Annotated in this window: 3 protein-coding genes; all 3 read right to left on the reverse strand. The window is 48.5% G+C overall.

What is annotated here, in order from left to right:
• Positions 1–63: 63 nt before the first annotated feature.
• Genes B1L02_RS15245 through B1L02_RS24585 form a run of 3 tightly spaced genes read right to left on the reverse strand, consistent with a single transcriptional unit; the run spans position 64 to position 13,249 of the window.
• Positions 64–1,032, reverse strand: coding sequence for a TauD/TfdA family dioxygenase (locus B1L02_RS15245; RefSeq protein WP_088531716.1), 969 nt, complete (start codon positions 1,030–1,032; stop codon positions 64–66).
• A 32-nt stretch (positions 1,033–1,064) separates the two neighbouring features.
• Positions 1,065–13,124 carry a non-ribosomal peptide synthetase gene (locus B1L02_RS15250; RefSeq protein WP_088531717.1) on the reverse strand — a complete coding sequence of 4,020 codons (12,060 nt, stop codon included), beginning with the start codon at positions 13,122–13,124 and terminating at the stop codon, positions 1,065–1,067.
• Positions 13,124–13,249: a hypothetical protein gene (locus B1L02_RS24585; protein WP_232003100.1), complete on the reverse strand. Its 126-nt coding sequence runs from the start codon at positions 13,247–13,249 to the stop codon at positions 13,124–13,126. Before B1L02_RS24585 ends, B1L02_RS15250 begins: the two co-directional genes overlap by 1 nt.
• Positions 13,250–13,260: the final 11 nt, after the last annotated feature.

Raw genomic sequence — 13,260 nt, forward strand, 5'->3', positions numbered from 1 at the left:
GCCAACCACGTAACCACTAACAAATGTTGTTGCCCGACTTTCATCGGAATGAGTACCAACTAGTTATGCTGACGCGATATTTGCCATGCCAACTAGTACTTTACGAGTGCCTGTATAGGCCTCTCTGCCATGAGTAAACAGCATATTATCCAGCAGCAAAATATCGTTTCTTTGCCACGGGTAAGCAAAAGTGAGGTCTTGATAAACCTGATTGATGAGCTTGATGTCTTGGTCACTTATTTCGCTACCATCACCAAAAAAGGCGTTACGAGGTAAAAATTCGCTGCCGATACTGTCACGCATTTGTGCACTGAGTTGATTATCTAGGCTCGAGCAGTGGAACAAGTGAGCTTGATTAAACCATACCTTTTCACCACTTTTTGGATGGCGCATGACCGCCGGACGCCATTGCTTGGTTTGTAGCCTTTTATCATCAAGCCAAGTAAATTCGATTTCATTTTGTCGGCAATATTGCTCAACTTCGGCTTTACTCTCAGTCTGAAAAACCTCTTGCCAAGGTAGGTCAATATCACCGTAGTTACGCACGTACTGCACACCTAAACGCTCAAACTTATCTCTTAATTCACTGGGAATACGACGATATACTTCACGGCTGTCGGCAAGTGGTGTGCACCCTCCCGTGGTTGCTGGGATCATACAAAAAAAGCCCATTCGCATCGGCCAAACATTGGAGTAAGCATTTTCGTTATGCTGCAGGATCACTTGATCGGCATGATATTCCGTGGTGGTGTAAATATTGTTGTTCAGTGCCGTTCGTGGCGAAGAGCGATAAACATACTGGCTTAAACGCTCACCAAACAAGGTCTCAAGTATGGCGCTAAACTGATTCGTGCTCACAATATTTAAGCCACGAAGCAATGCAAAACCATCTCGCTCAACCCAGTTATTCACCTCTTGAACGTGGTTTTTCACCCAGGCCATGCCGCTTTGTTTAACCTCAGATAAGTCATGTATCCGAGGTTCTGCTGCAATCGTTGTCGGATCCAATTCCAAAGAAAGTGCGTGATCCATTGTTTTCCCATCCTTAAAAGTAAGTACTTTTGCTAGTGCAACACATAGTTGCGCTCAATTATGTTAACCAACTGCCACACTTGCTCGGCTTGCAAACAGGACAAATGATCTCCTTTGACTTCATAACAAGAGAGAGTGTGACTAAATGGTTTCCACCCCATGTCTTGATTCACAGGACGGCCTTCAAATTCTTGCGTTTGCTGCGTTTTTACAACGCAGATTGGGGTGTCGCTAAGCATAGACGGCATCTCAATATTTGCTCGCAGTTGGGCACTAAAAACTTGTTGAAAGTGACGTAGATGCGCATCACTAAAATTAAATCCAGCTTGATGTATCCAACGATTAAGATAGGTAATACGTACCGAAGCATCACCTTGCTTATAGACACTGATTTCAGCACCAGAGACACTAAGGCGAAAAAACGCCACCAGATTATCCAGCATCATTTGTGCGATTTGCGCTTCATCCAAGTTAAGCGCTGGGCTGCTCGGTACAGGCGTATCAATCACAGTTACCGAGCAGCCAATTCGACCTTGTTGCTCAAGTAAAGTGGCAAGTTGATAGGCAATAAAGCTGCCAAAAGAATGTCCGACCAAATGCACCTGTTCACCAAGCTTAGCGTCGGCTAATACACTCAAGTAATACTCTGCGGTGCGGCCAATAGAGGTTAGCGTCTCGGGTTCCTCAGCAAGCGCCTCTGGCTGCAAGCCATAAACGGGTATACGGCTATCAAGCCCATTCACTAACGCATGAAATGCCATTAGCCAACCTCCCGCTCCTGCAATCAATACCACAGGTGTAAAACCAAGCTCGCCTTCTTGCAAACACACTAAGGTTTCAAGCGATTGAGGTTCGCCATGGTGCTCGCCGAGGCTATCTCTCAATGCCTGAACATACTGACTGAGCCCACGCACAGTCGGATGCTCAAAAAGTGCCGACAGTGGCAAATTGAGTTGTAGGTGCTGATTAATATCACCCACTAAACGCATCGCTAATAGCGAATGACCACCTAAATTAAAAAAGTTATCGTCAAGGCACACTCCATCCACCTGCAAACGACAGGCAAACTGCTGCGCTAATTGAGTTTGTAGTGGTGTGAGCCTTTCCAGCTTAGCCTCTTGCCGCAAGGATTGAGGCGGAGTGTATGAACCTGCCAGTGCAATGAGCTGTTTGCGATCTATCTTGCCATTCGTTGTCAGCGGAAGCTGGCTAACTAATTGGAACAATTCAGGGACCATGTAAGCGGGTAGTACTGCGCGTAACTGCGCCCGCAGTGAGGCCGCGCTAATTTCCGTGTGCTGCGTTGGCTGCACAAATGCCACCAATTGCGCGTTGCTACTGCTATCTTCACGCACCATCACAGCACCAGCAGCAACTTCGTCTATCAGCTGAAGCTGTCGCTCAATTTCTCCCAATTCGATGCGGTACCCGCGCACTTTAACTTGGTCATCACCTCGGCCTAGATACAGCAATTCATTTGAGGCTAAGCAGCAAGCGCGATCACCGGTTTTATAAAGTCGCTGGCCGCTATCTGGCTCAATGACAAAGGCCTGCTGCGTCTTTTCTTTGTCATTGAGATAGCCTCTGGCAAGGCCAATACCCGCAATGTATAAATTGCCTTCCACACCGGTGGCCACTGCTCGGAGCTGCTCATCAAGTAAATATAAAGACAAACCCGCGACGGGCTGACCGATTGGTACGCGTGCACCACTGAAGTGTGTGACATCATTAAGGGTTGCAGAAATAGTTGCTTCGGTCGGGCCATAGGCATTAATAATTCGAATACGGTCGCCATAGCGCTGCTGCCAATCGGTGAGCGCGGCAATCTGCATTTGCTCGCCACCTATGGTGATGATCCGTAACGAGTCTGGCAAGGCGACTGAAGTCGCTGCAAGTTGATGCCAATACGCCGTTGGTAAACTCATCAGTGTCAGCTCAGCATCTAGGCTTAATTGCGCCAGTTTGTTGGGATCTAGCATGTCGTCTGTCGGTGCCATTACCAGCGTTGCGCCATGAAGTAAAGTACAAAAAACTTCTTCGGCAAACACATCAAAGCTCATGCTGGCAAATTGCAGGTAATTGTCGCTTGGCGTAATCGCATATTGCGAGGCTAATGCCTGCACATAATTAACGACACTGGCATGCTCCACCATCACCCCTTTTGGCATACCCGTGGTGCCCGAGGTATAAATCACATAACAGAGGTCGTCAATCTGGCATGGCGCAGTTAAGCAACAACTAGGCTGCTCAGCCAAAGCGCCCTGAATACTATCTAAATCGACTTGCGGCACCACTTGCTGCGAACTGTCCTGCCAATGTTTTGATTGAGTAACCAGCATGGCTGCATTGGCATTTTGCAACAGTAAACGACGTCGAGATTCGGGTAGTGATGGTGCAATTGGTAGATAAGCCGCGCCCAATTTGAGCACCGCAAACATAGCCACAATAAGCTGATAATTCGCCTCTAAACACAGCGCAATAATTACGGGGGCTGTACTCGGCTCTAGTCGTGAAGCAAGGTAATAGGCGAGCTGATTGGCGTCTTTATCCAGCTGTGAATAGTGATAACAGCGTGCCTCCCCAGAGGCGGTACTATATTCACGAATAGCAATATGCTCAGGAAATTCAGCAGCAACTTGAGCAAATAATCGCTGAATAGGTAAATTTGGCGTTTGATATTTCGCCGCTTGCGTCAGTGCAAAAGTAGGGAGTGGCAATGCCTTGCTGTACGACGCGTGTTGAGGCTGCCAAGACAATTTTCCGAGTGTTTGCTCAGGCTGTTGTGTCGCAGCTAAAATTAGCTGCTGCATAGCCGCAAGGCTTTGCTCGATGAACACTTCATCAAAGCATTGCTGCTGATAACTCAGCGTGAACGATAAACCCGCCCCAACGCCGACCACAAAGGTCAATGGATAGTGTGTTTCGTCAACTTCACTTAAGGTTGTTGCGATAAATGGCAGCGCTGCGCTATTTTGCAGTGGGTCTTGCGGATAGTTTTCAAATACATATAAACAATCAAACAGTGGACTGTCGTTCTCAATACCCGACCACTGATGAACTTGTGTCAGTGGTGTATGCGGGTGCTGCGCCAATGCCGTAAGCAGCGACTTCACCGCTTGCAGGTAATCTTTCACACGCGCATTTTGATCTATCGTGACATGGACCGCTTGCGTATTGATATACAAGCCAACGCGCTGCGCCATTCGACTAAGCGCTGTAGGTCTACCCGCGATGGTTTGACCAAATAAGGCATACGGTTCGTTGCAGCAACTTGCCATCCAATAAGCCCAGAGCCCTTGGATAAACTGATTGACGGTAAGACCTTGCTCGCCTGTAAAGCGAGTCACGGCATCTTGCAGCGATTGCGGTAAAGTCACACTGAGTTCTTTAACACCGGCCGCTTGATTTTCAGTGTGTAGTACCTTTTCGCTGAGTAATGTGGGCGCAGTAACTTCACCCAAATACTCTCGCCAAAACGCTTCATCACTATCAGCATGCGTATTATGTAAGTACTCGATATGATCGCGGAAATTATCTACCACAATGGGCCGTAACTCCCCTTGGCAACGGGCTTGATAAAATGCCAATAATTCAGCAAATAGAACCAGCAGCGACCAGCCATCCATAATGAGATGGTGATAGGTCCACACCACCCCGACATTGCCATCCTCAAAAGCAATTAAGCTCAATCGCATACAGGGCGCTTTTGAGAGCGTAAGCGGCTCGGCAAACTCCACCTCAGTCTGTGATTTCACCATGTGCGATTGTTCTTCTGCGATGGCATCACTGCGCAGCAGCGTCAGTGGTACATCGGCATGTTTACAGACCACTTGCAGCGGCTCACCCGCGACGCTGATAAAGGCCGAGCGTAATATGCTGTGCTGTTTAATCAATTGCTGCCAAGCGTAACTCAACGCCTCAATATCCACACAACCTTGTAGCAATAAGCTGGTTTGCTCTACGTAAGGTAGCGTGCTTTGAGTGTGCGCCTCACGTGCCGTTTGACTGTGGAACCACATGCCTTGCTGTAAGCCTGTAAGGGGGTAAATATCCTCAACCTCTCCCTCAACTTGCCCAAGTATCCGTTGCAAATGCCGTTCAGAAATGCCGCTGAGAAATGGAAAGTCACTGACTGTATAATGACGTTGAGGCTGGGATTGGCAATGCTCGATGACCTGAATTAGACTTTCGAGTATCGCTTTGCTTAACCGCTCTGCTTCTTCTGGTGCCAAGCGCTGACGGTCAAATTCTAACGTTAGCGCCAATTGACTATCGACAACCGCTGCGGTTAGCTGTGCGCCAAAGTAACTGAGGTTTGACTCTGCAACCAAAGCGCCAGTCGACTCACGAGCATCTCCCAGCAAACCTTGTTGCTCAATAACTGTATCTAGCTGGCCTAAATAGTTGAAAAACAGTAAGCCGCGGGTATCAATCTCAAGCGATGAGCGAACGCTTGGCTCTGGGTGTAAATACCGCGCAGCGCCATAACTACTGGCGACTTTAGCGCTCCTTTCAAGCTCCGCCTTGATACTGCAAATCACATCATGCAAGCGGCTGCCATTACTAAATAACTGTATTGGATAGAGCGCCGTTAACCAGCCAATGGTTCGGCTACTGTCCAATGCCTCCGTCAGTAACTCGCGACCATGCCCTTCTAGCATGATCACTTCACTGCCTGCACCACGCTTTTGCGCACACCAGGCAAGCGCACTGAGCTGCAATGCTTGCGCCGTTGTACCATAACTGGTGTTGGCGGCTCCCAGTAGCGCACGGGTGTGCGTTGCTGACAGTGTATGGCGAACTTTGGCTATGGTTGGGGTCGCGCTTGTATCATTAAGACTCAATAAGTGTGAGGTTTCAGCCAGTGCAGCCACCTTCTGCCATTTGCGCAAATCGCGCTCATCGGTTGCAAGTTCACGATAAAAATCGGCAAGTTCAGCTAAATTTGCGCTTGCGGCTGGAAGCTCCAGCGGCACATTGTTTGTTTGCTGCTGTAGTAGCTGACTCACATCTTCAAGTAACACACGCCAAGAGACGCCATCCACTAGCAAGTGATGCGCGCTAAATAGCAAGCGATTATTGGCCTCACTGTCAGGTGTCACAAATAACACCGCTTTAAACAGTGGCGTGCTAGTAAACGCAAAGCCTTGCAGCACTTGCTCACTGAACTCGCTCAGCTCAGCTTGCCATGCGTCACGCTCAAGCGTATGCGCCGTAAATACCTTTTGAATATCAATGCCATCACGTATAAATAGGGTATTTTCATCCGCAACCACCAAACGTAGCGCATCGTGCTGGGCTATCAAGTACCCTATCACTTGCATGAGCTGCGCTGGTGTAACGGATTTATCCACACTCACCAGCACGCTCTGATCCCAATGACTGGGGTTGGCAAATTGTTGGGCAAAAAACCAATGCTGAATTGGTAATTTATCGAGTTTACCAACCAATGGCTGCCTTTCTTTACCCATCGGCAGGTGAATATCTTGCTGGGCAAGTCTTGCTGCAAGTGCTGAAACACAGGGGTAGGTAAACACGTCGGTAGCGCTAACAGGTAACTTGAGTGCTTTGGCTTTACTTGCGACTTGAATACTCAAAATAGAGTCGCCGCCCAACGCAAAATAGTCGTCTTCAGCGGTCATGGATGGCGTATTTAATACCTGCCGATAAATCGCCAGTAACTGGGCTACGATGCTGTTAGCCTGCGGTGTGACCACGCTCTGCTCGGTTACTGTGGTAGTCTGTTGAGTTTTACTAAGCGTTGCCAAGGCACGATGGTCAACTTTGCCATGCGGTGTCAAAGGCAGCCTTGCGAGCATGACATAATGCTCTGGTACCATATAACTTGGCAGTCTCTCCTTTAGCTGGGCTTGAAGCACTTGAGGCTCAGTGTTTGCCACCACAAATGCCTGTAACTGTGGCTGCCTTGACGCGCTTGTGGTTATCTGAACTACACATTCTTGTACGCTCGATAGCAGCCCAATTTGCTGTTCAATTTCGGCCAGCTCAATACGATAACCTCGCAGTTTTACTTGTCCATCGTTACGACCCATATAGGCGATACGGCCGTTGCTCAGCAGGCGGACCAAATCTCCTGTTTTATAGGCTCGCACCGTTTGCGATGGAGAGACTTGTAGCTCAATAAAACGCTCAGCACTAAGCTGTGGTTGATGTAAATATCCTCTGGCAAGTCCCGCTCCTGTTACGTATAACTCACCGATCATCCCCGGTAGCACAACCCGCAGTTGTGGGTCTAAAATAAATAGCTGACTATTGTCGATAGGCAAGCCGATATCTGGCACCTTTTCGTCAAACTTAACCACGCCAGAAGTCGCGACCACCGAAGCTTCGGTAGGGCCATAGTTATTGACTAGGGTAAATCCGTACTCTTTTGCTTGCAGCGCACCGAGTTTATCGCCGCCAACCAGCAAATAGCGCAAGCTTTGCGGGTTAAACAAAGGCTCAGTGAGCAGCGCTTGAGCGATTGGCGTTGCAATAAAACTATGCGTGACTTGGTGCGTATTGAAGCAAGTTGTTAATTCGGCCGGTGACTGTAGCACGGCTTTTGTCACACACACTAAGCTCGCGCCAGCACATAAATAAGGCCAAATCTCCCATGTTGCCGCGTCAAAGGCGGGGTTTGCGGTTTGACTCGCTACGCTATGATTATCCACCGCAAAAGCACGTCGGTGCCAACCACATAAATTCGCCAACCCTTGGTGGGCTATCATCACGCCTTTAGGATTACCAGTCGTGCCAGAGGTATAAATCACATAGGCTAGCTGATCCGCTTTAACTTTTGGAAACTGCTGAGGTGATGCTATTGTCGCAAGGCGCGCTTGCACGTTGGCGTCATCAACACAAATGACATGTGAGGAGCGATATTCAGCCTCAAGGTGATTATCATCTAACTCAGCTATCTCAAAGCGAGCGGCAAACTCACACTTTGTTAAAACCAGCGCTGCGCCGCTGTCTTTAGCGATGTAATTGACTCGCGCTTGAGGGTAATGAGGATCTACAGGTACATAACATCCACCCGCTTTTAACACAGCCAACATCGCCACAATGAGATCTGCGCTACCCGTCATCGCAACAAGCACAGGCTGCTCGGGTTGCAGCCCTTCACTTAATAACAGCGCCGCCAATGCCTTGGCTCTTTCAGTAAGCTCACCATAACTCAAGGTTTGATTTGAGTTTGTGTCAATTACCGCTATCTGTTTGGCCTGCGTGGGCACAGCCAAATTTCGCTCAATTTGCTCAAGCACTGACAGATCCAAGTGTTCAGGTGCTGATTTACCTGAAATTGCATGATTCTCTAGCAGCTGATCCTTCCAAAGTTTTATATCCGCAAGTGCGCAATAAGGCTGCGTGAGTAACTGCGCGATCACAACATTAAAACACTCTGCAATGCTAGCCACAGTTTCTTTTTCAAATAATCCACTGTTGTATAGCCAGTGCAACCTTAACTCTTGCCCATTTATTGTTGCGCTGAGCTCTAGGTCAAACTTGGCACGCGCGTTTTCCGACGCTAAAACTTCCGTGCTAAGGCCTACAAACTCCGGTGTGTGCTGTGGCTCCGGATTAAACGCAAAACTCAACTGGAAAACACTTTGGTGACTCAGCTCACGGCTAACACCAAGATGGTCAATGAGCTGCTCAAAGGGAAGTGATTGATGTTGATGTACTTGCTCAATCTGCTCTCTTTGTATATCGAGTAGCTGACTGAAACTCTGCTGCCAATCGACCTTCACGCGAATAGGCAAGGCATTGACGAAAAAGCCAATCAACTGCTCCACTTGCGGGTGATGCCGCCCTGAAAATGGCGCACCAACCACAATATCATCCACTTGGCTAAACTTAGCGAGCACCACCGCATACGCGCTATGCAACCAAATAAACGGGGTTATTCCCAAGCGCTGACAATGCTGTTGTAGCCGTTGCCAAGTCTCTGCGCTTAGCTGCTCATTAAATGCTTGCGCGCTATTATTCACCGCTTGCCCACGCGGCGTATCTAGCGGTAATTGGTGCAGTGGCGGCGCATCGTCAAGGTGCGCTGACCAAAATGCCATGTCTGCACTTTGCTGCGCGCCTTGGCACAGTGATCGATGCCAATGCGCATAATCCGCGTATTGCACCTCAGGTGGCGCAATTAAGTCATGGGCAAGTCCACAGCCTTGGGTGTAATGGGCATAAAACTGCGTAAGCTCTCGCATTAATACTTCAATAGAGCGAGCATCACTAGCAATATGGTGCATATTGACGATAAGGCGATGATAACCTGATGAAAATCGAACTAGAGTTGCGCGGATCATTAGCGCTTTACTAAGATCAAAACCCTGCGCTTGGTCGTCTCGTACCGCGCGCTGCCAAACCAAGTTTTGCCAAAGCGGCGATTGTGTGGAGACATCAATGAGCGTAACAAAATGCTCAGGCAAAGCCACAAGGTACTGTTTAGGCCCATCATTCGTGTTGGTGATAGCCGAGTGCAACACCTGATGCCGTGACAGCACCTTTTGCCAACTTTGCTCGAATGCGCTCAGATCAAGCGCTCCTGAAAACGCCAATAACGCTTGAATTTGATATTGCTGGCTGCCCTGCTGCATTTGATCTAATGTCCACAAACGCTGCTGAGCAAAAGACAGCACCACACCATTAGTTTTATCCACCACAGCAATTGTACTTAGCTGCGCGTCTTGCTTTTCAAGTGCTGCCGCTAAACCTTGTACTGTAGGGTGCGTAAAAATTGCTTGCAGCGGTAACTCAATGTGCAGCGTCTTGCGAATATGATTTGCCAGTTTTGCAGCCAGTAGCGAGTGCCCGCCGAGTCTAAAAAAGTCGTCATAACGACCAACCGACTCGCGCTGCAGTATCTCGGCAAAATAACATGCAAGTTGGGTTTCAAGCTCGCCAATCGGTGCTTCATAAGTGTTTTCGTTAAAGCTTGTATCAAGTTGCTGCAATAGTGCTTTTTTATCTACTTTGCCATTGCTGGTCAGTGGCATGGCTGCCACCGCTTGAACTTTGGCAGGCAACATATGGTCGGGTAAATTTTGTTTTAAAAACTGTTGCATGACTAAAGTGATGTCATCGAACTCGACCTGTTTATGTAACACCACAAAGGCGCAGATCCAGACATTTTCTGGGTCTTGCCGATTTAACAGCACAGTGACCTCTGCCACTTCGGGATGATGGCGCAACTGGTTTTCAATTTCGCCTAATTCAATGCGATAACCCCGAACCTTTACCTGGTCGTCAATTCGACCAACATAGCTCAGCTCTCCGCTGGCCATTAAGCGCACGAGATCGCCTGAGCGATATAATCGCTGCTCAGACGCTTCACTAAATGGGTTTTGAATAAAGCGGGTCGCGTTTAATTCATCACGTTGCCAATACCCCCGACAAACCCCCTCGCCCCCTACGTACAACTCGCCCACGGCACCTTGCGGCAAGAGCCTTTGCTTGTCATCAAGTACATAGCAGCTGGTAGTCGGAATAGCACGACCTATATTACTGGTGCCAAGCGTCAGATCCGCAGGCTCCAGCGCCTTAAACGTAACATGTACCGTGGTTTCGGTAATGCCATACATATTGATTAACTGGCAATTTGGTAAGTGCTGTGCCCAAGGTTGTAGCTTACTCGGCTGCAACGCTTCACCACCAAAAATCACGTACCGCACTGCACATTGGCTCGCCAACTGACTGTCATTGAGTAGCGTGGCTTGTAGCGCGTAAAAAGCACTAGGTGTTTGATTTAATACCGTAACCTGAGCATCAACCAACAACTGAGCAAAAGCTTGAGTGTCTTGCGCAGTCGCTTTATCCACAACCACAAGGCGACCACCAAAGAGCAACGCGCCATACATTTCCCACACTGAGAAATCAAAGCAGAAGGAATGAAACAAGGTCCAAACATCTTGCTCATTAAAATCGAATAAGTTGGGCTCAACATGAAGTAAGCGCACCACATGACGATGCTCAATTTGTACGCCTTTTGGTCTCCCTGTGGTGCCAGAGGTATAGATCATATAAGCCAAGTCTCGCGGCTCAATCTGAATAGCATCAAGCTGCTTAAAGGCTTCTCGGCTGGCCTGAGGCTCTGCCTGTGACACATTAATTAGCTGGTATGAAATCTGACTAAACTGTGCCTGCGTAGCGTTGTCACAAAGCAGCCATGGGCTTTGCACGTCTCCCAAAATATACTCAATGCGTTCTTGAGGGTAGTCGGGATCTACTGGCACGTAGGCAGCACCAACTCTAAGCACTGCCAGCAAGGTCACTATCATCTCAACGCTGCGCGATACACTCACCACCAACATGGTTCGTGGCGTGACGCCTTGTTGTAACAGCATTATCGCCAGCGCATTGACTCGATCGTTAAGCTCACGATAACTCAGCACAGTCGTGCTATCTTGCACCGCAGTGCGTGTGGCAAAGTGCTCGGCGTAGCGCGTGAATAAGCTGGTGATGGTGTCTTGCTTAGGCCAAGTTGCCGCTTGGCATTGAGCGTCCGTTATTAAAGCTTGCTGCTGTTTTTGGTTCAGTAACGCAAGTTCACCAACGGCGGTATGAGGGGCTGTAACACAAGCTTGAAGCAGCGTGTGAAAGCAATCCGCCCAATGTTTGATGGTCTCTTCTGTGTAAAGATGGCTATCAAACTTCCAATGTAAATAAAGTGCCTGCTCATCAACTACGGCATTAAGTTCTAAGTCGCATTTTACCGCTATGCTATCCGCCTGTTGTTTTTGCACTTCTTGAACCGATAATCCCGGAAGCGTAAAAGCACGCTCATCACGGGTTTCCAGTGTAAATAATATTTGCACTAGTGGATGGTGACTTAAATCTCTTGGAGCGCCAACCGCTTCAACCACTTTATCAAAAGGAATATCGCGGTATTCAAACGCTGCTAGGTTGAGGGCTTTTTGTTGCTGCAACCATTGGCTAAATGGCATATCACTTTCGAGCTTTGCATGCATCACTAAGGTATTAACAAACAAGCCGATTAACGGCGTTAATTCAGGATGATGGCGGCCAAGCTCTGGCGTTCCTACAACCACCTGCTGCGATTGCGTAAGCCTTGCGATAAACAACATAAAGGTATTGAGCAGCCACATAAAGGGTGTGAGCTGGAGCGACTTAGCCTGTGTCGAGATCGCCGCAAATAACGACGCATCGAGCGCTTGGCGATATACTTTCCCCGTTAACGACTGCACCGCAGGACGGACAAAATCACAAGGCAATGACTGCAACGGCGCTAATTCGCTAAATTGCTGTTTTAATTGCGCCAGTGGTGCATCGATGCGTTCTGGCGTTAGCTGTGCTCGCTGCCATTGGCTAAAATCGCTATATTGCACGTTAATATTCGCCAGCGGCGTATACGGTTCGCCAACGTGTTTGCAATAGCCAGCTTCTATCTCATGTGCGAGTAGGGCCATTGATGCCCCATCAGAGACAATATGATGCATATTAAATGCAAGGTGATGTTCATCTCCATCACTCACCACCAGCACGCGAAGCAAACAATCATAAGCCAAGTCAAAAGGCTTATTCTGATGGGCCTCAAGGTGTGAAGTAATATAGGCTTGCCGTGTTTCCTCAGCTGCTAGACTGGCATCAAGCCACTCGAACGGCGCACTAATATCATCCGTTATTTGCAGCTGGGGTTGGCCATCTTGTTCATTTTTTACAAACCTAGCGCGCAGTATTTCGTGGCGCTGCACCACATCTTGTACAGCGCTGCGCATTGCTTGAATATTAAGCTTGCCGTGTAACAAAAACTCGGCGGGCATATAATACTGCTTGCTACCTTGCAGTTGCTCAATAAACCACAGTCCTTCCTGTGCAAAACTCAGCGGTAAGATTTTCCCCGCGCTTGGCTGCGCGATAATGTGCGGTGAAGATTTCGCCACATCACGGCTTTGCTGCTGAAAGTAAGCAATGATCTCTGATTTATATTCAACCACCTGCTGTTTTAACTGTGGAGGAAATCCAGCGGTTTGCTTAAATGCCAAGCCACCGTTTTTTTCATACAAGGTCACGCCAGCTGCCAATGCTTCTGCAATCAGTGCCTCTATCTGTCTTTGCTGCTCATTCATCACAAAAACATCTCCTCAGACTGGCCGTTTTCGTCCGCCACTTTGGCTGCACGGTGGATCTCACACCAAGTTGCAAGTGCACTTATACTTGGCCGCTCGAAGAGCACCTTTAAGGTGATGGGCACCTCAAGTGTCT

The organism is Pseudoalteromonas piscicida, from assembly GCF_002208135.1.
GTDB classification, from domain to species: domain Bacteria; phylum Pseudomonadota; class Gammaproteobacteria; order Enterobacterales; family Alteromonadaceae; genus Pseudoalteromonas; species Pseudoalteromonas piscicida_A.

Excerpts from the sequence above, each read along its gene's own strand:
- B1L02_RS15245 (WP_088531716.1), bottom strand. The coding sequence starts at position 1,032 with ATGGATCACGCACTTTCTTTGGAATTGGATCCGACAACGATTGCAGCA.
- B1L02_RS15250 (WP_088531717.1), bottom strand. The coding sequence starts at position 13,124 with ATGAATGAGCAGCAAAGACAGATAGAGGCACTGATTGCAGAAGCATTG.